The sequence below is a fragment of the Pandoraea eparura genome, from assembly GCF_902459725.1.
GTDB classification, from domain to species: domain Bacteria; phylum Pseudomonadota; class Gammaproteobacteria; order Burkholderiales; family Burkholderiaceae; genus Pandoraea; species Pandoraea eparura.
The window spans coordinates 158,051-179,788 of record NZ_CABPSH010000007.1; the positions used below are offsets into that span (position 1 = coordinate 158,051).

A 21,738-nucleotide genomic window follows, 5' to 3' on the forward strand; every position below is an offset into this window, starting at 1 on the left:
CCGATTGCGAGGCACACCCATGAAATCATTCGCATTGCGCGCGACGGGCGTCGCGCTGGCAGCGGCCGGGGCACTCGTCGTCGGCACGGCCTTCGCGCAGGACGAGAGTCCGAAGCTGGTGAGCGGCACGACCGACGCGGCCGTCGTGCAGGAGTTGCGCGATTCGTTCCGCGCGTCGGGCATCGCGCAGCTTGACCGCATCGATCAGAGCGAACTGCAGAAGCTGTGCACGCAGTATGCGACCAAGCCGATGCCGGCGAAGGTGGCGCAGCGTCTGCAAAAAGCCGAGATGGCGAAGGTCAAGGCACCGGCTGACGGCCAATATCTTGGTGACTGGAAGGAAGGCGAGAAAGTGGCCCAGAACGGACGTGGCCTGCAGTTCACCGACAAGGCCGATACCGTCAATGGCGGCAACTGCTACGCGTGCCACCAGTTGACCAAGAGCGAAATCTCGTTCGGCAACATCGGCCCATCGCTGTATCACTACGGCAAGCTGCGCGGCGATTCGCCCGAAGTGGTCAAGTACACATGGGCGAAGGTCTACGACTCGCACAGCTACGCGGCTTGTTCGAACATGCCGCGGTTTGGTGCGGCGGGCATTTTGACGGAGAAACAGTTGAAGGACGTCATGGCGTTGCTGCTCGACCCCGCGTCTCCCGTCAACCAGTAAGCCACCGCCGTTCCGGCGGGGGACCCGAGATCAGTGCGATCGACGGTCGCCGCCGGCTTCCGGAGTGTTGCATGACATCCCCGAATTTTCCGATTCGAGCAGCTGATCGTCGCCGACCGTCGCGATGCTCGCACTCGCATGCGGGGTGGCGAGGTGGGCGTGGGCTCGCGTTTGTCGCTGACTCGCCCGTTGCTCGAATGACTTTATGGAAAGTGGGGGCGCACGTGATGCGGCGTTTGTTGGGCGCTGTTTTTGGGGCCTGCGGCGTGTGTCGAACGCACTATGTTGCACGACGAGGCGGCATTGACTGGCTCGGGCGTTTGAAAGCGGTCATGGGCACGGCGTTAGCCGTGGGGGCGGTGGCTTTCGGCACATCGGCGCACGCGCTTGAGGTCGGCGACACGGTCACGCTGCCGTCACTCACGCTGCTCGATGGCAAGACGCTGCCCGCAAGCGCATTCAAGGGCCGCACGGTCATCGTCGAGTACTGGGCATCGTGGTGCCCGTTCTGCGCGCAGCAGAATCCGCATGTGCAGAAGCTTTACGAGGCCACCCGCGGCAAGCCGATCCAGATCGTCACGCTATCGATCGACAAGAAACCGCAGGAAGCCATCGACTACCTCAAGACGCATGGCTACACGTTTCCGGCGGGTATGGAAACGGACGCCTGGCGGGCGGTGCTGGGCAAGCGTCGCGGGTTGCCGGAGTTGTATGTGATTGGCCGCAACGGCAAAGTGCTGCGCAAGGAAGTCGGCGAGATGTTCGGCGAGGACGTGGCGGCGCTGGCGGATTACGCGGGAAAGTGACCCGGTGATCAGGTGCCCCGGTGCCTCGGTGAATCGGCGCGACGAGACGGAAGATGATTGTTGCCGAATCAACGCGGGACGGTCGCTGCGGCACCGTGTCGGTGGTTGACTGGTGCGGTACGAGCTGACGGGTACGGATGCATTGGCTAACGACAAAGCAGGCGCGCCGCACGACGTGTGCGTCACGGAGACGAAATGAATCGACGCGAGTTCATGCAGGTGTTGGCGGTGGCGGCGGCAGGCGGGATGGCGTTGTCGCATCAGGAGATGGCAGCGGCAAAGGCGGCAGACGTGTTCTACGACCTGCCGAAATTCGGCAATGTGCATCTGCTGCATTTCACTGACTGCCATGCGCAGTTGCTGCCGATGTACTTCCGCGAGCCGAGCGTCAATCTGGGGATTGGCGACCAGGCCAACAAGCCGCCTCATCTGGTGGGCGAGGCGTTTCTGAAGGCATATGGGCTGCGTCCGGGCACGCCTGACGCGTATGCGTTCACGTATCTCGACTTCGCCGCAGCGGCGCGCACGTACGGTAAGGTCGGCGGGTTTGCGCACCTTGCGACGCTGGTCAAGCGCATGAAGGCGTCGCGCCCCGGCGCGCTGCTGCTGGACGGCGGCGACACGTGGCAAGGGTCCGGCACGTCGATGTGGACGAAGGGCCAGGACATGGTCGACGCTACGCTGGCGCTCGGTGTCAACGTGATGACGGCGCACTGGGAATTCACGTATGGGGCGGATCGCGTGAAGTCCGTCGTCGAGGAGCAGCTCAAGGGCAAGATCGACTTCGTCGCGCAGAACGTGCAGACGAATGACTTCGGCGACCCGGTGTTCGCGCCGTACACGATCAAGACGATGAACGGGGTGCCGGTGGCGATCATCGGGCAGGCGTTCCCCTACACGCCGATTGCGAACCCGCGTTACTTCGTGCCGGACTGGACGTTCGGCATTCAGGAGGAGCGTCTGCAGTCGATGGTCGACGAGGTGCGCGGCAAGGGGGCGCAGGTCGTGGTTGTGTTGTCGCACAACGGGATGGACGTCGATCTGAAGCTGGCGTCGCGCGTGCGGGGTATCGATGCGATTCTGGGCGGTCATACGCACGACGGGGTGCCCAAGCCTGTCATCGTGGAGAATGCTGGCGGCAAGACGCTTGTGACGAATGCCGGGTCGAACGGCAAGTTCCTGGCGGTGCTGGACTTCGACGTGAAGGGCGGCAAGCCGGTGGACTTCCGTTACAAGCTGCTTCCGGTGTTCTCCAATTTGCTTCCGGCCGACGCGCCGATGCAGGCGCTCATCGAGCGCGTGCGTGCACCGTTTGCGGCGAAGCTGGCGGAACCGCTGGCGGTGACGGAGGGCGTGTTGTATCGGCGAGGCAACTTCAACGGGACGTTCGACCAGTTGCTGCTCGATGCGGTGATGGCGGAAAAGGATGCTGAGATTGGCTTTTCGCCGGGATTCCGTTGGGGGACGTCGCTACTGCCGGGGCAGACGATCACGATGGAGCAGTTGCTCGATCAGACGGCGATTACCTATCCGTACACGACGCTCACCCCGATGACGGGCGAGACGATCAAGACGGTGCTCGAGGATGTGGCGGACAACCTGTTCAACCCGGATCCGTATTACCAGCAGGGCGGAGACATGGTGCGCGTGGGCGGCATGGACTACGCGATCGACCCGATGGCGCCGATGGGGCAGCGCATTACGGAGATGCGTCTGAACGGCAAACTGATCGAGGCGGGCAAGACGTACAAGGTGGCCGGCTGGGCGCCGGTGGCCGAAGGGGTCCAGGGCGAGCCGGTATGGGATGTGGTGGCGCGGTATCTGCGCGCGCAGAAGACGGTGGTGGCAAAAGCGCCGAAAGTCCCGAAGGTGCAGGGCATGTCGGGTAGCGGCGGCTTGGCGTAGCGGCCGATGCTCAGTTCGGTCGCGCGGAGATCGGGATATTTTCGGTGACCCGCGCGGGTGCGAGCCCGGCTAATACCGCTAGTATGCCGGCGTAGACCGATGCGGTCAGTTTTAGCGTAAACGTATCGACGGTCAGTCCGAATACGAAGAAGCTTAAGACGAATATCAGTCCCATGAGCGCGGTGCGCCGATCGACGGGTGCCGAGGCATGGCGGTGGCGCCAGAACATGAGCCATGGCACGAGATATAGCCCGAGTGAGGCGAACAATCCGAGGATGCCATAGTCGACGGCATACGCGATGATCTGGTTGTGCGTTTCGCCCCTTCCTAGTTGTGCCGCATGCGGGGTCAGAATGTCTTCCTGCGCCAATGGTGCCATGGCATGTTTATAGCCATTCGCGCCCAGTCCGACCCATGGGTGTTCCGTGAAAAGCATGACGCCTGCCTGATACAGTTTAAGTCGAACACCCACCGAGGTGTCGTCGTCTCCGTGCTTCATGGCACTAAGTTCGGTGCCGATTTCGTCAAAGCGCGACATTACGATTGGCGCGTATTTCATCGGAAGCGAGATGAAGATGATGGCTGCGATGAGGGCGGCAAATTTGGTCACCCATGGGCGCTTGTGCATACCGACACCGATCAGCACAAGGGCGATTAGTGGAAGCGCGACCCACCCGCCGCGCGACCCACCCGCCAGCGAGGCGTAGCCGGCACATGCCGCGCCTAGAATTTTAAGTCCAAGTATTGGGCGGTTGTCACGTGCGAGCCAGTGAATCGACATTAGGGAGAGCACAAACAGAATCGTCGCGATGTCGCCAAAATGGATCGGATTCAGGAAAGTGCTGCCGATACGGCCGCCACCCCAATCGTATGGTGCGACAACGGTGACTGCCGCGGCACTGATTCCACCGACTGCGAACGACAGTCCTGTCCAGGGCGCGATCTCAAGACGCCTCGTGCGTAAAATTAGAAAAATCGGGATTGCCATAAGAAAGCGAGACGCAGAGTCAAGCGTGCTGGCGACAAGCTGGTCGTGCCACACCTCGACGAGCAAAATGGCGGCGATTGGCGCCGCCATGGCGTAACAGAACGTGCGAACACTCGTTTCCCGAATACTTAACATGACGGCATCGCGATAGGCCCGCTGAAAGCACAGGCATAGGGCGATGAGGGATGCTACGATTATGAGGGTATTGGCAGCGCGGGGGATTGCCAATGATGCCGCAGGGAATGCGGCGATCAGCAGGTTGGGCACCCGGTGTAAGGGATGCATTGCGGGGGCGGCGCTGCTGTTGACATTCGGCATACGTATGGACTGAAATTTGCTTACGGATCCAACACAGGCACCACGACCGCAGCGGCCGATGCGCAGGGAAGTGCTGATTCGGGGGCGGGTCACTTGCCGTTAGGTGCGTAATAATACGCCATTCGATATGTCATTCCGAGCGGACAGCACGCTAAGGCCGAGGAGCGAAGCTGAGGTTTTGCTGCGAATTTTGGGCGTATCCGCCCGGTGGGTGGGACTCGCGCCCCCTCGTTTCAGGTAGGGGTAGCCTGGTTAAATGTAATAAATACGTAACAGTCGTTGCAACAAGTGAAAAGGCGGCTTCTGCCGGTTAGCGGTCGAGCAAACCGTTATGTTGCATATGTCGCGTCGATACGACGATTTCTTCGGAGGACAGGGCCTGGTCACGGCCTGATGGGCTATAATCGCAAGCGTTTTGGGGGGCGGTAGCTCAGCTGGGAGAGCGTCGCGTTCGCAATGCGAAGGTCGGGAGTTCGATCCTCCTCCGCTCCACCACTGCATACTATAAATCGGCCATGATTGGTCGATCATTTCACTGTGCCCTGATGTCACTCTTCGGCGACTTAAATTCCGACAGGGCGCATCGTTATGGGTTCCCGGCAGTTGTCATATCGATTCGCCTGGATCCTTCATTAGCGACTTATTCCCCGAACAGCAATTCTGTTATGAGGTCGGCCGACCGCAATGTCGCTATTTTGCGTCAGGGGTTCGGTCGTCTATTTGTATGAAAAGTAAGGCGTTGGAAGATTTGCCCGTTTGACGGGCCAGAGCTTGGTATCATCTCGATCTCGCTAAACGGGTGAGCGGAAGCAGTGTCCGGGTAGCCTTGTCAAGCAGTCGTCCCAATAAAAATACTCACGAATTCGGCGTTTTGTTAAGTAAGGAGCATTAAGCGGTGAAGTCAGAACTTATTCGAAAGCTGGACGCGAAGACCGCGACTATCGGTATTGTGGGGCTGGGTTACGTCGGTTTGCCGCTTATGCTGCGATACTCGGAGGTCGGCTACCGTGTTATCGGCTTTGACGTAGATGAGGCGAAAGTTCGGGCGTTGCGCGACGGCAAAAGCTATATCGAGCACATCAGCAGCGACGCCATTGGGCGGGCGGTGGAGAGCGGGTTCGAAGCGACTACCGATTTCGCTCGTGCCTCCGAGGCGGATGCCCTGATTCTGTGCGTCCCCACGCCGTTAAACAAATACCGTGAGCCAGACCTTAGCTTCGTGTTGAATACGACGGATTCGCTGGTGCCACATCTTCGGCGTGGTCAGGTCCTTTCGCTTGAAAGCACAACGTATCCTGGCACTACGGACGAAGAATTGCTGCCGCGCGTTGAGTCGCGCGGACTCGAGGCGGGCAAGGACGTGTTTCTCGTGTTCTCGCCTGAGCGCGAAGATCCAGGCAATCCGAATTTCACGACCCGCTCAATCCCGAAAGTTTGCGGCGGTTACACGAAAGACTGCTTGGAAGTTGGGTTGGCGTTGTATGGCCAAGTCATCGACAAAGTTGTTCCGGTAAGTTCCACGCGCGCTGCGGAATTGACTAAACTGCTTGAGAATATTCACCGCGCCGTGAATATCGGATTGGTTAACGAAATGAAAATCGTTGCCGATAAGATGGGCATTGATATTCACGAAGTGATTCGCGCAGCCGCGACCAAGCCATTCGGTTTTGTCCCATATTACCCGGGGCCGGGTTTGGGCGGTCATTGCATCCCGATCGATCCGTTCTACCTGACGTGGAAGGCGCGAGAGTACGGTGTTCACACGCGCTTTATCGAGTTGGCGGGTGAAGTCAATTCATCGATGCCCGATTATGTGATTCAGAAGATGGTCGGGGCTCTGAATGGACACCAAAAATCCATCAATGGCAGCCGAGTGCTGGTTCTGGGTATCGCGTACAAGAAAAACGTCGACGACATGCGCGAATCGCCGTGTGTAATGATGATGGAGCGTTTGCGCGATTTGGGAGCGAAGGTTTCATACAGCGACCCGCACATTCCCGTCTTCCCGAAAATGCGCGAGCATCAGTTCGATCTTTTCAGCGTCCCCCTGTCTGCGGAGACACTCAAATCTTTCGACTGTGTGCTGCTGGCCACCGACCACGATAAGTTTGACTATGAACTGATCAAGGCGCATGCACAGGTCATCGTAGATTCGCGTGGCCGTTATCTTGAGCCGGCTTCCCATATTGTCAAGGCGTGAACATGCGTAACTACCCGGCTCCTATCACCGATCGTAAGATCCGTTTCGCCATCGTCGGCTGTGGCCGCATTGCTAAAAATCATATTGCCGCCCTTCGAGAGCATGCCGATCGCGCTGAACTCGTTGCCGTTTGTGACGTTGATCCGGCGGCGCTGAAGGCCGCCGCCGAGCAGACCGGCGCGCAGCCGTACGGCAATTTGCGTGAACTTCTCGCCAACGCAGATTTCGACGTCGCTGTGCTGACCACGCCGAGTGGCTTGCATCCTGAGCAGGCGATCGAAGTCGCGGCGGCCGGCCGACATGTGATGACCGAAAAGCCGATGGCTACCCGTTGGCACGACGGCCTTCGCATGGTAAAGGCTTGTGACGATGCGAACGTTCGGTTGTTCGTGGTCAAACAGAACCGCAGAAACGCGACGTTGCAGTTGCTCAAGCGTGCGGTTGAAGCGAAGCGCTTCGGTCGTATCTACATGGTCAATATCAACGTGTTCTGGACGCGTCCGCAAGATTACTACGACAATGCTGCTTGGCGAGGTACGTGGGAATTCGATGGCGGCGCGTTTATGAATCAGGCCAGCCATTATGTCGACTTGCTGGACTGGCTGATTGGACCTATTGAAAGCCTGCAGTCCTATATGGGGACGTTGGCGCGCGACATTGAAGTCGAAGACACTGGCGTAATTGGCGTCAAGTGGCGATCGGGTGCCCTTGGCTCGATGAATGTGACCATGCTGACGTACCCTAGAAATCTCGAAGGAAGCATCACCATCATCGGCGAGAAAGGGACGGTTCGCGTCGGAGGCGTGGCTGTCAATGAGATTCAGCAATGGCAGTTTGCAGAGCCGCACCCAGATGATGACAAGGTGCAAGGTGCAAGTTACGAAACGACGTCGGTATACGGTTTCGGCCACCCGCTTTACTACGACAACGTCATCAAGGTGATGCGCGGCGAAGCCGAGCCGGAGACCGACGGTCGCGAAGGCCTCAAATCTCTCGAAGTTCTGATTGCTGCCTATCTTTCGGCAAGAGATGGAAAGCGTGTCGCACTTCCGCTGGACTATTGATATGACGGCAACGATTCATTCGACGGCCATCGTCGACGAGGGGGCGCAGATTGGCGACGGCAGTCGCGTCTGGCATTGGGTGCATGTCTGCAGCGGCGCGCGCATCGGGGAGAAATGCTCGCTGGGGCAGAACGTTTTCGTGGGTAACGACGTTGTTATCGGCAACAACGTGAAAATCCAGAACAACGTTTCCGTCTATGATGCGGTGCATCTTGAGGACGATGTGTTTTGTGGCCCCAGTATGGTGTTTACAAACGTCTACAATCCGCGTTCAGCGATTATTCGCAAAGATGAGTATCGACGCACGCTGATTAAGCGCGGTGCGACGTTGGGTGCGAATGCGACGATCGTCTGCGGTGTGACGGTTGGCGAATATGCTTTCGTCGGTGCGGGTGCCGTCGTCAATCGCGACGTTGCACCACATGCGCTGATGCTCGGCGTTCCGGCAAAGCGCCAGGGCTGGATGTGCAAGTGCGGCGTCCAGCTCAAGGGACAAGGCGATGTACGTTGCTCGTGCGGTGCGAATTACAAAATTGACGCAACTTCTTGCAGTGCACAATGACACTATCTATCCCATTTATCGATCTTAAGTCGCAGTATGCTGAACTGAAGACGTCCATCGATTCACGCATCCAGCGTGTGCTCGATCACGGGCAGTACATTATGGGGCCCGAGGTTCGTGAATTGGAGCAGCAGCTCGAAACGTTCACGGGCGCGAAGCATTGCATCACTGTGGCCTCGGGTACCGAGGCGCTGTTGATTGCCCTGATGGCGTTAGGCATCAAGGCTGGCGACGAAGTGATCACGTCGTCTTTCACGTTTGCCGCTACGGCCGAGGTCATTGTGTTGCTGGGGGCGACGCCTGTGTTTGTCGACGTCGATCCGGTGACCTGCAACCTCGACCCCAAACTGATCGAAGCCGCCATTACCGATAAGACGCGAGCCATCATGCCGGTGTCGCTGTACGGACAGGTGGCTGATATGGACGAAATTAATGCGGTAGCGGCGCGTCACGGCCATTTGCCGGTGATTGAAGATGCTGCGCAAAGCTTTGGCGCTGAGTACAAGGGGCGTAAGAGCTGCAATTTGTCGACGATCGGTTGCACCAGCTTTTTCCCGAGCAAACCATTAGGTTGCTATGGTGATGGCGGTGCCGTGTTTACAAATGATGATGCGCTGGCAAAGGCGATCCGTGAAATCCGCGTGCACGGCCAGGAGCGTCGCTACTACCATACGCGAGTTGGTGTTGGTGGCCGTATGGACACCATTCAGTGCGCGGTGGTGCTCGGCAAGCTCGAGCGTTTCGATTGGGAAATCGCGCGGCGAATCGAAGCGGGCGATCGTTACATTGACATGCTCGCAACCATCCATGGTGTCGACGCACCGCAGATTGGTGCAGACCGTACGTCAGTTTGGGGGCAGTTCACCGTCCAAGCCGACAATCGTGAAGCGGTGCTCGAACGCCTGAAGACGCTCGGGGTGCCGACGGCCGTGCATTACCCGGTGCCGTTGCACTTCCAGCCGGCGTACAAGGATTCATGCCGTATCGTCGGGGCGCTCAAGCATTCCGAGACTGCCGCTTCGCGCGTATTCAGTCTGCCAATGCACCCATATCTCGACGTTGAGATACAGCGCATGATCGTTTCGAAAGTTGCGGATGCCTTGGTGTGACGCTGCAGTGTGTGCTGCGCCCACTAGGTGTGATGTTCCCTCGTATCATCGCTCATCTCCGAAATCGCCCATTGTTAGATGTTAAGAGGTAAAGGTGCGAATGAATTTCCTCAGGAAAGATCGGGGGGCGGTGTTGAAAGGGGCCGTAGTGCTGGTGACCGGGAACGCAATTGCGCAAGCAATTCCGTTCTTGGCGATGCCTGTTTTGACTCGGCTGTTCGATGCACACGCATTTGCGTTGTATGCGCTGCTATTTTCTGCCGCTGGACTGTTGGGGGGGGTTTCCGCGCTGCGATTCGATGTCGCGGTTTCCGTAGCGAAAACGCGGGAAGACGCATCCGTCCTGTGGTTCGTCGCCCTTTATGTTATCGCAGCCGTCGTGCTTCTTTTGGTGTCCGCGGCGATTTGTGTGCCGGAGTTGCTGCGGCGCGCGGGACTCGATGCTCTCGGCTCTGCTTGGTACTTGGTGCCAACCGTGGGGTTCGGCATGGCCTTTACGCAGCTCAATAGCTATTGGATGCTGCGTGCGGGCGCATTGAACGGTGTGTCGCTCGTCAAACTGGCGCAAGCCGTCGTATTTGTGGCAAGTTCATTGATTCTTGGTTGGCAAGGCGCTCCGCTTGGCGGCATGATGACGGCCTTTTGCTTGGCGGTGTTGGTGTGCAGTATATTTAGTTTTACGCTGAGTCAACGTGTAGGATTCCCTGCTGGGCGTCCTACGTGGAAACGATGTATTAGCGTGGTGCGACAATTCCGTGACTTTCCCGTACTTGGAGCGTTGCCTGCCATTCTCGATGCGGTTAGTTTGTTGCTTCCCCTATTTGCGATTTCAACACGCTTCTCCGTTGTTGATGCGGGTCAATTCGCGCTTGTCCGTCAAGCGGTTGCCGCGCCGCTTTCGTTGATTTCAGCGGGAGTCGGCCAAGTATTGCTTCGCCACGTGTCCGATCTCCACCATCGAGGGGGAAGCGTGGGAACGGCAATACGTAGTGCCGGCATTGCGCTTGCCGCTATTGCTATTCCTTCGGCTCTATTTCTCGGTTTTCTCGGCCCCAGTGCATTTTCGCTGGTATTCGGTGCGAAGTGGGGGGGCGCGGGGCATCTTGCCAGCGTGCTGGCTATCCCATTTTGCCTGCGTTTTGTGGTTTCGGGACTGTCAACAACCTTGCCCGCGTTGCGACGGCTGGGATGGGTTGCTATTTGGCAGGGGGCATACTTCGCGTCGATCGTCGGACTAGTTGCGCTGCCCGGATTGGATTTTGACAGATTTATTTTCGGCTACGCCATTGTTGAAACGATGCTCTATCTGATTTACGCGGGATTGATTGCAAGGAGCGTTCAAATGGTCGGCGAGGAGCAACGGGCATGACCAGTTTTCAGACGCGATTCAGGATGCTATTGGCGTTGTACGCTGCTGTTGCTGCTTGGGTCTGGCTCGGAGTTTTCGTCGAAGCCGGGGGGCGGCATCTCCCCCTCTTTGCGGCGCACCTCGTTGGCGTATTGATCGCTAGCGGCTGCCTTTGGCGATGCGGTATAGGTGCATCGCGCTTCAATGCCGTGGATCACTGGAGCGTGCCGGAATCCTTGCAAAGCAAGTGTCTATGGGCATTGCTGATGATTGCTATGGCAATTGTTGGGGCGCATTTGCACTCGCTGGGGGGGTCACCTCTACTTAGGGTGCTCTCAAGCGACGATTATTTGGAGAACGCGCGCATCCGGCAGGAGGTTACTAGTCACAGTAGCGCTTTCTATGCCTACGGCTCAGCGATGCTTATCAAGGCCGTCTTGCCGTTTCTCGTCGTGTACGGAGCGGCGACACGCCGCGCTTGGTTATGTGCCGCAGCAATGCTCTTGGGATTGGTGTACGGAGTAAGTTTGCTGCAAAAAAGCTATGTGTGGTTCGTTCTCACGCCGTACATCCTCTATCTAATCGCCCAACGCCGTTATATCCGTTCCGCGTTCATTGCTGCGCTTGCCGTCGGTTCAACGGCGTACTTGGTGATAGTAACCAATAGTTTAAGTTTTAACATTCCGCCGTGGTTGATGGATTGGATCTCGCTTCGCGGTCTGCTGATGCTGATTGTGATCGACGCTGCGATATTCGGTTTTCGTCGATCAGGAATATCGCCGATTTTTGGAATTCAGCAGTACCCCACAGGCGCCATGACGATTGTGATGATTGCGGCGATATTGGTAGTCCGAGCACCCTACTTGGAAGGATCGCCATCCGATATCCTAGTTGAACTCATGAATCCAAGTCCCGACGCCGGACATACATACTCGGGAATTAGAAAGCAGCCTCGGCATGCCGATAAGAGGGAAGCTGAGCGCATCGGGGGAACGACATGGCGAGCGTGGCCGGTCGTGGCAGCGATGGGGGATCGAATATTTCTGGTGCCGGGGCGGGTCGTGTCACAGTGGTTTGATGCGTTCCCATCGACCTTTTCCTACGAAATGGGCTGCGGCTACCGTTTCGTTGCTCGCCTGCGGTCATGCCAGTTCATTAATAACACCGTACGCATGTATGAATTAACAAACCCAGATCTTGTAAACCAAGGCATCGTTGGGACGCTAAACGCCGCACATTTCGCGGAAGACTATGCGAACTTCGGCATCCTCGGGGTGGTTCTCGCGGGTATGTTGGCAGTGACGGTGCTTGGTGTGGTCGCCGGGTTGCTTGCCGAAGTGGGATTGCCGCTATTTATAGTGCTCAATGCACCGTTTGTATTGACGCTGAGCTCGTCCGCACTTCATACGGCGATTCTTTCTGGTGGTTGGCTTCTGATGGTGCTGTTGGCGATGTTATTCCGTCAGGCACCAAAAACCAACGTAATCGAGGTAAACGAATAATGTGTGGCATCGCAGGCATCATTAGTCGGACGCATGGCGACGCGGATCTGGTGCGGCTCGAGCAAATGCTCGCAAGCGTTTTTCACCGAGGCCCGGACGGCGGCGCGGCGGAGAGTTTTGGTAAGGTGGCGTTTGGCCATCGGCGTTTGGCCATTCTCGATTTGAGCGACGAAGGGAAGCAGCCGATGCATTCGATGGACGACGCCTTTGTTCTGACGTACAACGGCGAGGTATACAACTATGTCGAGCTACGTGAAGAATTGATGTCCTTGGGTTTTCGTTTTCACTCCACTTCTGACAGCGAAGTCATTCTTGCTGCATACCAGGCTTGGGGGGCGGATTGCGTGAACCGATTCAACGGGATGTGGGCGTTTGCCATCCTCGACCGTGCACGGCGTAAGGTGTTCTGTTCCCGGGACCGTTTTGGCGTAAAGCCATTCTATTATGTCGAGGATGATCGTGCCTTTATGTTTGGCTCAGAGATCAGGCAATTGATCGGCGATGCCAAGCCCCGGGCCAACGAGCGCGTAGTCCTTGATTTCATTGTTACGAGTTTTTCTGATCACGACGAGGACACGTTTTTTCTGGGCGTGCGCAAGCTTCCTGCGGGATGCAACCTGACTTACGATCTCGCGACAGATGACTATGTGATAGAGCGGTACTACACGATTCCGAAGCGGCCCGAGTGGCAAGCAAAGTCAGCTGAGGAGGCGTCGCGCGAATACACTTCATTACTCGACGATGCCGTGAAACTGCGGTTGCGCTCCGATGTTCCCGTTGGCACCTGCTTGAGTGGTGGCCTGGATAGCTCAAGTGTGGCGACGCTCGCGGCGACTCGTTACAAGTCTAATGGCGCCGCCGATCGTTTCGTTGGCATCACAGCGGTCAGCGAATCGGCGAGATCGGACGAATCCGCCTTCGCGAAAGATGTTGTCGAGCGTGCGGACCTTGAATGGGTTTCGCTACGTCCTACGTACGAGGATTTTGTCGCGACATTGCCGGAGGTTGTTAAAGCCCAGGAGGAGCCGTATGCGGGGCCGTCAATCAATATGCAATGGTTTGTTATGAGGGCCGCTCGGGCGCATGGACTTACGGTGCTGCTCGACGGCCAGGGTGGCGATGAAACGCTGCTTGGCTACGAGAAATACTATGCGGCTCACGTTGCTACAGTGTGGCGAGAGCGCGGCCCCCTGGCCGCTTGGCGTGCCGTCACTCAAGCGCGGCGCAATAACGCCAAGCTCGGCTTCGTCAACATGGCCAAGTTTATTGTTGGAGGATTGTCTGCACCCGCGCGCTACGCGTTCTACCGCTGGCGCCACGGTTATGTGCGCAAGCTGCCGTCGCAGCCGGCACATCTGACAGAATATGCGAAAGCTTGTTTGGACGAATTCAAACTGCAATCGCTTGAAATGACGACGACGAACCTTCCAATCCTGCTGCGCTATGAGGATAAGAATTCGATGGCGCACAGCATCGAAACGCGGCTACCGTTCCTGGACTATAGGGCTGTCGAGGCTGCTTTGTCGATCCGCGCTGAACACAAGATTCGTGGAGGGTGGTCGAAATGGGTTCTTCGGCGAGGAATGGCGGATCGTTTGCCCGAATCAGTGGCATGGCGCAAGAACAAGTTTGGTTTCGAGGCTCCGGAGGATCTATGGCTGCCTCGGCATGCGCCGCACATGCTTGACGCTATCAAGCGCTCTCCTCTGTTGGCCCGCCTGTGTGAACCAACCAAACTTGAAGCGGCATTCGCCGGTATGGATCTTCGCTCACGCTGGCGCCTATATAGCGTGGCCCTTTGGGAGGACGCATTCGGCGTAAGCGTATGACACGGGTTTGCCATTTGACGTCGGCCCATCCTTGGGACGATACGCGGATCTTCCATAAGCAAGCGAAGTCGCTTGCGGCGGCGGGCTATGAAGTTCATCTTGTCGCGGCAAAGACCGAATCGAAAATCTGCGACGGCGTGCATGTCCATGGTGTTGCCGGTGCTCGCGGCGGCCGACTGGCCCGCATGCTCGGTACAACTTCGCGTGTTTTTCGTGCAGCCAGCGACTTGCGCGCGGATGTCTATCACTTTCACGATCCAGAGTTACTGCCGTGGGCATGGTTGTTCCGTATGCGGGGAGCTCGGGTTGTCTATGACGTTCATGAGGATTTGCCGCGTGACATCATGACAAAGGTATGGATTCCGCTCCGCCTGCGAAAGCTGACAGCTTTTTTTTTCGAGGTTATCGAGAATTTCATCGCATGTCGCATGAGCGCTGTGGTCGCCGCGACGCCGCATATTCGCGACCGATTTGAGCGTGCAGGTGCGTATGCCATTGCGGTGTGCAACTTCCCGCGTCTGGAGGAGTTGGTCCCATCGGCACCTGGAGTCATGCCGCGAAGACAGGTGTGCTATGTCGGCGGTTTGGCTCCCGTGCGCGGACTGCGCGAACTGGTAGAGGCCATCGATAAGGTGCCCGACGCAGAGTTGGCGCTATGCGGTGATTTCTCGGATGCGTCGTTCGCAGCCGAGTTGCAAGCGTTGCCGGGATGGCGCAAAGTTCGATTCCATGGCTATGTGGGACGGGCGCGCATTAGTCAAGTGCTTGCAGAGTCCGTCGCGGGATTGGTTGTGCTCAAGCCAGTGCCCAGTTACAAAGACGCATTGCCCGTGAAAATGTTCGAGTACATGGCGAGTGGAATTCCAGTTATCGCATCTGATTTTCCCTTGTGGCGCTCGATTGTTGACGGTTCTGGCTGCGGCGTATGTGTCCCGCCTGATTCGCCGGAGGCGATCGCGCAGGCTGTCGTGTCGCTGCTGAATCGTCCCGACATCGCAAAAGCGTACGGCTTAAACGGCCGCCGTGCGGTTGAGCAGCATTTCAACTGGGCCAACGAGGCCGTTCGCCTCATCAGCCTGTATCGAGACGTTGCGCCGGATCGCAGGGTAAGTGCAGCATGAGCGCGCTGTCGCAACGGAAACGGATACTAATCGTATCGCATTACGCTGGGGGCGCACGCCACGGGATGGTGTACCGCAATTATGTGCATGCGCGAGAGTGGGTCAAGGCTGGGCACGAAGTGACGGTAGTGGCGGCCTCATATTCACATACGCGCCGCGAGCAGCCGGTGGTACCGGGAGCGCACGCGTTGGAACATATCGACGGTATCCGTTATCTCTGGCTTCGCACGCCGACCTATAGTCCCAAAAGCATGCTTGGTCGAGTCCTCAGCATGTTCTGGTTTACGATTCGAATGTACGGCCGACACCCGGTGTTGCGCGAATCGTATGATGTTGTGATGCTTTCGGTGCCGCAGCCGTTTGCCGTCTATCCAACGCGAGCGATCGCCCGTCGCTCAGCGGCACCGTTGGTCTTGGATATTCGTGATCTGTGGCCATTGACGTTGACTCTGCTTGGCGGCACGTCATCCAGGCATCCCTTCATTCGCCTAGTGGGCGCGGCCGAGCGCGCGGCGTGCAGTGCGGCGGATCTGGTGACAGCTGTGCCGCGCAATGCTGAGGCATATTTGATGTCACGTGGTTTGCGCAAAGGACGTTTTCTACCTATGGGCAATGGAGTGATGGTCGACGAGCTAGGGTGTGAGCAGCTGCCGGCGCAACATAGGGAGTACCTGTCGCAGCTGCGGGCGAGCGGTGCGTTCCTGATTGGATACGCAGGCGCGGTCGGCCTTGCCAATGCGCTGCATGTAGCCGTAGAGGCCCTTGCGATGCTCAGTTCGAATGTTCACCTCGTGATCGTAGGCGAAGGACCCGAACGGGGGGCACTTCAATCCAATGCCGAAAGGCTTGGGATCCAGAATCGATTGCATTGGCTAATTCCAGTGCGGCGTGATCAGGTTCCCGATTTTCTTGAGCATGTCGATGTTGCGTACGCCGGCGCACTTGCATCGCCCCTATATCAATATGGCGCAAGTTTCACCAAGTTGAACGATTACATGATGGCTAGTAAGCCGGTCGTGTACGCCGTAGGTGATCCAGGCAACGGGGTTGAGGCCTCGGGTTGCGGCGTGTCATGCCCTGCCGAGGACGTCGTGGCTGTTGCGGACGGCATCAAGTGGCTGATGCGGCTATCGGCGGATGAGCTGGCCGCACTCGGAGATAGAGGACACAACTGGTGTGCGGTTCATCAGGACGCAGCGCGTCAAGCGCAGCAAATACTCGATACGCTTGAGAGGGGAATCGAATGATACCCATCGTGGCGATTATCGCGGCATGCCTGATTTCGCTAGGTGTCACGGCTGCAATGCGGCGCTATGCACTTTCGCGGCAACTGCTCGACGTACCAAACGAACGCAGCTCGCACACGATTTCAACTCCGCGTGGCGGCGGTGTTGGAATCGTTGCCGCTATGGGTGGACTAGCGCTGACGTTGCCGTGGCTCGGATCGACTAGCGTCTCGCTTGCATTGATCTTTGGCGTTTGTGGTGGCTTTGTTGCAGCGCTGGGCTTTCTCGACGATCTCGGCCATGTTCCGGCTGGATGGCGTTTGCTTGGCCATTTTGCGGCAGCAACGGCTGCAGTATGGCTGGCGGGGGGATTGCCTGAGGTCGTGGTTTTTGGATACTTATTGCCGCTAGGATGGATTGGGCATGTCCTCGCCGTATTCATAGTGGTCTGGATGCTTAACCTTTTCAATTTCATGGACGGCATCGACGGCTTGGCTGGTGTTGAAGCTGCGCTTTCCGGCGCTATTGGTGGTCTTCTCATAGTGGCGTTTGCCGGAATGCGACATGAGGCATTTTGGTTGTTTGCGGTGGCGGCTGCGGCTGTTGGGTTTTTGAAATGGAACTGGCCGCCTGCAAAAATCTTCATGGGCGACGCGGGTAGTGGTTTTCTTGGTTTCATATTCGGTATCGCCCCAATCCTGGCTGCCAGGATTGCACCTGCGTTGTTTTGGGTGATGCTGATTATCCCTGGTGTGTTCGTGGTGGACGCCACCGTCACACTTGTGAGACGCCTGCTGCGGGGCCTGCGCCCGCACGTTGCGCACAGGAGTCATGCATATCAATACGCATCGCGCATATATGCTGGGCATCGCGCGGTAACGATAGTGTGTGGATTGCTTACGGCTTGTTGGTGCGGGCCACTGGCCTGGTGCGTTGCGTCAGGACGGCTTGACGGAGCGCTCGCCGTATTAGTTACCTATACTCCGTTGATAGGCTTGGCACTAATTCATAAGGCAGGTGCACCGGAGTTACAGGGGCGCTGAACCCGTAGTAATGCGGAGTTCCATTGACCCGCGGGTCTGCAAGGATCGCATGTCGAAACCAAAGAGAACTGTTCGAAGGACATGAGTGTGAGAAATACCAGGAAGACGCATATTCACCGTCTCTTGAGCGCGCCGCGCCCAACTAAGCAAGCCATTATGATAGGGCTTGATATTGCCTTGCTATTGGTCGCCGGCTGGGCGGCTTTCGCATTGCGTTTAAGCCAATGGTATGTGCCTAACCACCGGCAACTATTCTTGATTTTAGTCGCGCCGTTATTGGCTTTGCCCGTATTTGTAAAGTGTGGGATGTATCGTTCGGTTATTCGTTACATGGGCGAGTACGCGTTGTGGGCCATCGTACGTGCTGTGACCTTCTCGACCGTTCTTTGGGCAGCTCTTGCCTTCCTCACCGAGATGACCGGTTACGCAGGGATGCCGCGTTCGGTTCCATTGTTGTACTGGATGCTGGGCACGCTGATGATCGGCGGCAGCCGTTTCCTCGCACGCTGGCTTTTGTGGGTTCCCGTGCGAGAACGTTTCAACGGCCGCCAAGTCCTGATCTATGGCGCAGGCGACGCCGGCCGTCAATTATCGGCCTCTCTAGGACAAGGTCGCGATCTGTTCCCGGCTGGCTTTTTGGATGACGCGAAGGGGTTACACGGTACGGATGTGGGGGGATTGCGCGTATATCCGCCAGACGCGTTGCCGAAGCTGATTGAGCAGTTTGATATCCGCGACGTAATTGTCACATTACCGAATGTGTCAAATGCGCGTCGGCGCGAGGTCGTAGCGTTTCTGGAGACGTTTCCGGTGCGCGTGCGTATTCTGCCGGCGGTGGCCGACATTGCTAGCGGCCGACATCTGGTTAATATGGTTCGTGAGGTCAGTATTAGTGACCTGCTCGGGCGGGATCCTGTAGCGGCCGACCGGACGCTGATGGGCCATTGTATAACCGGCAAACGTGTGCTCGTAACCGGTGCAGGTGGTTCCATCGGAGCAGAACTCTGCCGTCAGATTGTTGCCCTGGCTCCTGCTGCGTTGGTGTTGCTCGATTCAAGCGAGCATGCCCTTTATCAAGTGGAACGTCATATCAGCGCCCAAGCTGACTGTGTCGTGACGCCTTGCCTGGGCTCGGCGGAAGATGCGCCGCTACTCGATGCCCTGATTCGGGAGTCGGGCATTCAGACGATATATCATGCTGCCGCACACAAGCATGTACCGTTGGTCGAAGCGAATGTCATCGAAGGCGCACGGAACAATGTCATTGGCACTTTTACCGTGGCAGATGCGGCGTTTCGACTGGGCGTCGAAACCTTCGTATTGATTTCCACGGACAAGGCGGTGCGCCCGACCAATGTCATGGGGGCGACGAAGCGTTGCGCGGAGTTGATCGTGCAGGACTTTGCGCGCCGTGCGATCGTTGGCACGACCGGACAGCGTTTTTGTGCAGTGCGCTTTGGAAATGTGTTGGGTTCGAGTGGTTCGGTAATCCCGCTGTTTAAGGACCAGATTTCACAGGGTGGTCCGATCACGTTAACACATGAAGATGTGACGCGCTACTTCATGTCAATTCATGAGGCCGTAGAATTGGTGATCCAGGCTGGCAGCTTGGCGAAGGGTGGTGAAGTGTTCCTGCTCGACATGGGCGAGCCAGTGAAAATTGCAGATCTTGCGCGCAACATGATTCGTCTTGCAGGACATTCAGTTCGAGACGAACATAACCCCGAAGGAGATATCGAGATCCTTGTGACGGGTTTGCGCCCCGGGGAGAAGCTTTATGAAGAGCTTCTGATCGCAAGTGCAAACGCCCGCGAAACCCTTCATCCTAAAATCATGAGGGCTGATGAACCGTGCTTGACGTCGGAACAGATGGAGGCGGTATTAGGTCAGCTGCAACGCGGCATCGACGCGCGCGACGCTGAGGGAGTCCGGGCCTTACTGATGAACATCGCGCTGCGAATGGATACGGGAGAGCGGGCGCCAGGCTATGACAGAAGGGCGATTGCAGCAAATCAATTCTGATTCGGTAGTGTGCTACGGGTCTGGGAGCACTTGCTTCGGCGGTGTTTTGCTGTCACTGCGAGCTTATGTGGGGGAAGGTCACGATCAACCGTTTGTCGTTGGCGATCCACAACTGTCCCAGGGCACTTGCGCCGTAGATGTTCAGGTGCTGATCATCTAGATAAGCCGGGCGGTCTCGATAGAGTCCTCCCTGCTCGAATTTCGCAAGTTCCGGCGACAGGTCTACCCAGTGCACGTTGTCGATTGACTTCGCCAGACGCTCGACGATGGCATTTGCCGCCGCCGTTTGCGCGGCCGATGGTCGATGCAGCCGCAGCCCGAGATGCTCGAAATGGGCCAGGCGAAACGAAGACACCGGTAGCCGGGGAACGTCGGAAACGACATAAACGGGACGCACACGCGCCATGGTCCTCAAGGTGTTCCCGAGCTTTTCCAGATAGTCCGGATCGGCTTTCAGGTCGATCATGTTGAGCTGGAACGCCCAGTAAGACACCAGCACGATCGCATCGAATTTCTCATAGTTCGCCTGCACGTACCGCTTGAGCGCGGCACACGGTTGCCTTGCGAAGTCCGGCAACGTGTTCTCGTCGTAACCGAACACGGGGGAGCAGGAGCTTGCGCTTAGCACCTGCGCCGCCCATCCCTCATGCGCGCCCACTGCGTCGATGAACGCATTGAGCGACGCCGCGTGCGAATCGCCAGTCACGAGCACCGTCGGCGTAGCCTCGCGCATACCGCGTATGCATTGTTTGTCGAACGTTCCGTGGCATACATCCTCGCCGTACGATGCGAGTTCTATCGCAGGCGCGCTGGTGTCGAGCCACTTCGGCGTGATGACGCATGCTGCCATCAACAGCACTCCTGGTGCCGCATAAAACACGGCAAACGCGCGGCCGAATGACATTGATCGATGCCGGGTGGGCATTTCCACGTAGCGGTACGACAGCCACGACAGCAGCCCCGTCAAGACCAACACCGATAGTACCCAATTGAGGGGCAGCTCGTACTCGCCCCAGATATAGCGCGCGAATGCCAGAACGGGCCAGTGCCACAGATACAGTGAATACGAGAGCAGCCCCACGCGTACCCACCGGACATTGCCAAGCGCACGCCCCACAAACGTGGGGGCTCCAGAAAGCACATTCGCATGAAGCACCAGCGCGGCACCAACGGTCGGCAGCAACGCTCGCCAGCCCGGATACGGCGTATGGCGATCGATGACGACGTAGGCGGCAACGATCATCCCCAGCCCGACGCCCGCCATTACCTCCATGACGCCCCGCCGTTCTCGCCTCACGTCTCTCGGCGCAAGCGCGGTAAACGCCCCGACCAGCAACTCACCGAAACGCGACGCTAGCGAGTAATAGCCTTGTGTAGTGCCCCGTCGCACGAGGAACTCACTCACGACGAAGCCAAGCACCAACAGGGCCAGCGTTGCCCAGAGGACGCTGGCGCGCGACGGTAAGGCGGGAGCGCGGCGCACCCCGCGCGCAATGGCCCATATCGCGAGCAACATGACCGGCCAGGCGAAATAGAATTGCTCCTCGACGGCGAGCGACCACATATGTAACAGCGGCAACTCGTCGGCTGCCTGATCGAAGTAGCCACGCTCGCGCGCGAAATAGAAGTTCGCCACGAAGAGCAGCGTGTAACGGACCGACGCCAGCAGTGACGCGAAGTCCTGCGGCAACAGAATAACCGCCCCGAAGATCAGCGTGGCCGCGAGCACCGTCATAAAAACGGGCAAAATCCGCCGTACGCGTCGCAAATAGAACCGCGCAAATGAAAACGTGCCACACGCCATTTCATTGGCGAGAATGCCGGTGATGAGAAATCCCGAGATGACGAAGAAGATGTCGACGCCGACAAAACCGCCGGGCAGCCAGCGGTGATTGACGTGGAACAGGATGACACCGAGCACGGCAATGGCGCGCAGGCCATCGATATCGGCCCGATAGGCCATCTTGGGAAACTGGGACATAGAGTCGGTCGGCACGGAATAATCCTGGGATTCTAGCGTATCCG

The 21,738-nt window shown here is 57.7% G+C and carries 16 protein-coding genes and 1 tRNA gene; 15 read left to right on the top strand and 2 right to left on the bottom strand.

What is annotated here, in order from left to right; all coding sequences use genetic code 11:
• Positions 1–19 precede the first annotated feature (19 nt).
• The 3 genes from soxX to soxB all read left to right on the top strand — a co-directional run bounded on the left by soxX (position 20) and on the right by soxB (position 3,381).
• Positions 20–670 (top strand): sulfur oxidation c-type cytochrome SoxX, encoded by a 651-nt coding sequence (gene soxX / locus PEP31012_RS15510; protein WP_150590229.1) that lies wholly within the window; start codon positions 20–22, stop codon positions 668–670.
• A 332-nt stretch (positions 671–1,002) separates the two neighbouring features.
• Complete coding sequence (locus tag PEP31012_RS15515) at positions 1,003–1,476, top strand: TlpA family protein disulfide reductase (RefSeq protein WP_246171323.1); 474 nt, start codon at positions 1,003–1,005, stop codon at positions 1,474–1,476.
• A 195-nt stretch (positions 1,477–1,671) separates the two neighbouring features.
• The gene (gene soxB, locus PEP31012_RS15520; protein ID WP_150590230.1) at positions 1,672–3,381 is read left to right on the top strand and encodes a thiosulfohydrolase SoxB; all 1,710 of its coding nucleotides are present in this window, start codon (positions 1,672–1,674) and stop codon (positions 3,379–3,381) included.
• Between the two features lie 10 nt (positions 3,382–3,391).
• On the opposite strand, the gene PEP31012_RS15525 is transcribed toward soxB, so the two are convergent.
• Positions 3,392–4,687 carry an O-antigen ligase family protein gene (locus PEP31012_RS15525; RefSeq protein WP_150590231.1) on the bottom strand — a complete coding sequence of 432 codons (1,296 nt, stop codon included), beginning with the start codon at positions 4,685–4,687 and terminating at the stop codon, positions 3,392–3,394.
• A 419-nt stretch (positions 4,688–5,106) separates the two neighbouring features.
• Here PEP31012_RS15525 and PEP31012_RS15530 point away from each other — a divergent pair.
• The 12 genes from PEP31012_RS15530 to PEP31012_RS15585 all read left to right on the top strand — a co-directional run bounded on the left by PEP31012_RS15530 (position 5,107) and on the right by PEP31012_RS15585 (position 19,713).
• Positions 5,107–5,182 (top strand) — tRNA-Ala (locus tag PEP31012_RS15530).
• Between the two features lie 400 nt (positions 5,183–5,582).
• Entirely contained in the window at positions 5,583–6,887 is a 1,305-nt protein-coding gene (locus tag PEP31012_RS15535) for a nucleotide sugar dehydrogenase (RefSeq protein WP_150590232.1), read from the top strand.
• A gap of 2 nt (positions 6,888–6,889) precedes the next feature.
• On the top strand, positions 6,890–7,951 hold the full coding sequence (locus PEP31012_RS15540; protein ID WP_150590233.1) for a Gfo/Idh/MocA family protein: 1,062 nt from the start codon (positions 6,890–6,892) through the stop codon (positions 7,949–7,951).
• A 1-nt stretch (position 7,952) separates the two neighbouring features.
• Positions 7,953–8,513 carry an acyltransferase gene (locus PEP31012_RS15545; protein WP_150590234.1) on the top strand — a complete coding sequence of 187 codons (561 nt, stop codon included), beginning with the start codon at positions 7,953–7,955 and terminating at the stop codon, positions 8,511–8,513.
• Between the two features lie 8 nt (positions 8,514–8,521).
• On the top strand, positions 8,522–9,622 hold the full coding sequence (locus PEP31012_RS15550; protein ID WP_150590272.1) for a DegT/DnrJ/EryC1/StrS family aminotransferase: 1,101 nt from the start codon (positions 8,522–8,524) through the stop codon (positions 9,620–9,622).
• Between the two features lie 100 nt (positions 9,623–9,722).
• Positions 9,723–10,991, top strand: coding sequence for a lipopolysaccharide biosynthesis protein (locus tag PEP31012_RS15555; protein WP_150590235.1), 1,269 nt, complete (start codon positions 9,723–9,725; stop codon positions 10,989–10,991).
• The gene (locus PEP31012_RS15560; protein ID WP_150590236.1) at positions 10,988–12,472 is read left to right on the top strand and encodes a hypothetical protein; all 1,485 of its coding nucleotides are present in this window, start codon (positions 10,988–10,990) and stop codon (positions 12,470–12,472) included. The genes PEP31012_RS15555 and PEP31012_RS15560 overlap by 4 nt, the downstream gene beginning before the upstream one ends.
• Entirely contained in the window at positions 12,472–14,301 is a 1,830-nt protein-coding gene (gene asnB, locus PEP31012_RS15565) for an asparagine synthase (glutamine-hydrolyzing) (protein ID WP_150590237.1), read from the top strand. Before PEP31012_RS15560 ends, asnB begins: the two co-directional genes overlap by 1 nt.
• A gap of 14 nt (positions 14,302–14,315) precedes the next feature.
• A complete protein-coding gene (locus tag PEP31012_RS15570) occupies positions 14,316–15,422 on the top strand; it encodes a glycosyltransferase family 4 protein (RefSeq protein WP_217427139.1) in 1,107 nt (368 codons plus the stop codon).
• The gene (locus tag PEP31012_RS15575; RefSeq protein WP_150590239.1) at positions 15,419–16,669 is read left to right on the top strand and encodes a glycosyltransferase family 4 protein; all 1,251 of its coding nucleotides are present in this window, start codon (positions 15,419–15,421) and stop codon (positions 16,667–16,669) included. Before PEP31012_RS15570 ends, PEP31012_RS15575 begins: the two co-directional genes overlap by 4 nt.
• The gene (locus PEP31012_RS15580) at positions 16,666–17,691 is read left to right on the top strand and encodes an MraY family glycosyltransferase (RefSeq protein WP_150590240.1); all 1,026 of its coding nucleotides are present in this window, start codon (positions 16,666–16,668) and stop codon (positions 17,689–17,691) included. The genes PEP31012_RS15575 and PEP31012_RS15580 overlap by 4 nt, the downstream gene beginning before the upstream one ends.
• Before the next feature lie 81 nt (positions 17,692–17,772).
• Positions 17,773–19,713 (top strand): polysaccharide biosynthesis protein, encoded by a 1,941-nt coding sequence (locus PEP31012_RS15585; RefSeq protein WP_217427140.1) that lies wholly within the window; start codon positions 17,773–17,775, stop codon positions 19,711–19,713.
• A 52-nt stretch (positions 19,714–19,765) separates the two neighbouring features.
• On the opposite strand, the gene PEP31012_RS15590 is transcribed toward PEP31012_RS15585, so the two are convergent.
• Positions 19,766–21,694, bottom strand: coding sequence for an acyltransferase family protein (locus tag PEP31012_RS15590; RefSeq protein ID WP_150590241.1), 1,929 nt, complete (start codon positions 21,692–21,694; stop codon positions 19,766–19,768).
• Between the last annotated feature and the right edge of the window lie 44 nt (positions 21,695–21,738).

What these genes read in the sequence shown, in the direction of transcription:
- PEP31012_RS15590 (WP_150590241.1), bottom strand. Translation starts at nt 21,694, where the DNA reads ATGTCCCAGTTTCCCAAGATGGCCTATCGGGCCGATATCGATGGCCTG.
- soxB (WP_150590230.1), top strand. Translation starts at nt 1,672, where the DNA reads ATGAATCGACGCGAGTTCATGCAGGTGTTGGCGGTGGCGGCGGCAGGC.
- PEP31012_RS15525 (WP_150590231.1), bottom strand. Translation starts at nt 4,687, where the DNA reads ATGCCGAATGTCAACAGCAGCGCCGCCCCCGCAATGCATCCCTTACAC.
- PEP31012_RS15515 (WP_246171323.1), top strand. Translation starts at nt 1,003, where the DNA reads ATGGGCACGGCGTTAGCCGTGGGGGCGGTGGCTTTCGGCACATCGGCG.
- PEP31012_RS15540 (WP_150590233.1), top strand. Translation starts at nt 6,890, where the DNA reads ATGCGTAACTACCCGGCTCCTATCACCGATCGTAAGATCCGTTTCGCC.
- asnB (WP_150590237.1), top strand. Translation starts at nt 12,472, where the DNA reads ATGTGTGGCATCGCAGGCATCATTAGTCGGACGCATGGCGACGCGGAT.
- soxX (WP_150590229.1), top strand. Translation starts at nt 20, where the DNA reads ATGAAATCATTCGCATTGCGCGCGACGGGCGTCGCGCTGGCAGCGGCC.
- PEP31012_RS15545 (WP_150590234.1), top strand. Translation starts at nt 7,953, where the DNA reads ATGACGGCAACGATTCATTCGACGGCCATCGTCGACGAGGGGGCGCAG.
- PEP31012_RS15580 (WP_150590240.1), top strand. Translation starts at nt 16,666, where the DNA reads ATGATACCCATCGTGGCGATTATCGCGGCATGCCTGATTTCGCTAGGT.
- PEP31012_RS15555 (WP_150590235.1), top strand. Translation starts at nt 9,723, where the DNA reads ATGAATTTCCTCAGGAAAGATCGGGGGGCGGTGTTGAAAGGGGCCGTA.
- PEP31012_RS15585 (WP_217427140.1), top strand. Translation starts at nt 17,773, where the DNA reads ATGAGTGTGAGAAATACCAGGAAGACGCATATTCACCGTCTCTTGAGC.
- PEP31012_RS15575 (WP_150590239.1), top strand. Translation starts at nt 15,419, where the DNA reads ATGAGCGCGCTGTCGCAACGGAAACGGATACTAATCGTATCGCATTAC.
- PEP31012_RS15560 (WP_150590236.1), top strand. Translation starts at nt 10,988, where the DNA reads ATGACCAGTTTTCAGACGCGATTCAGGATGCTATTGGCGTTGTACGCT.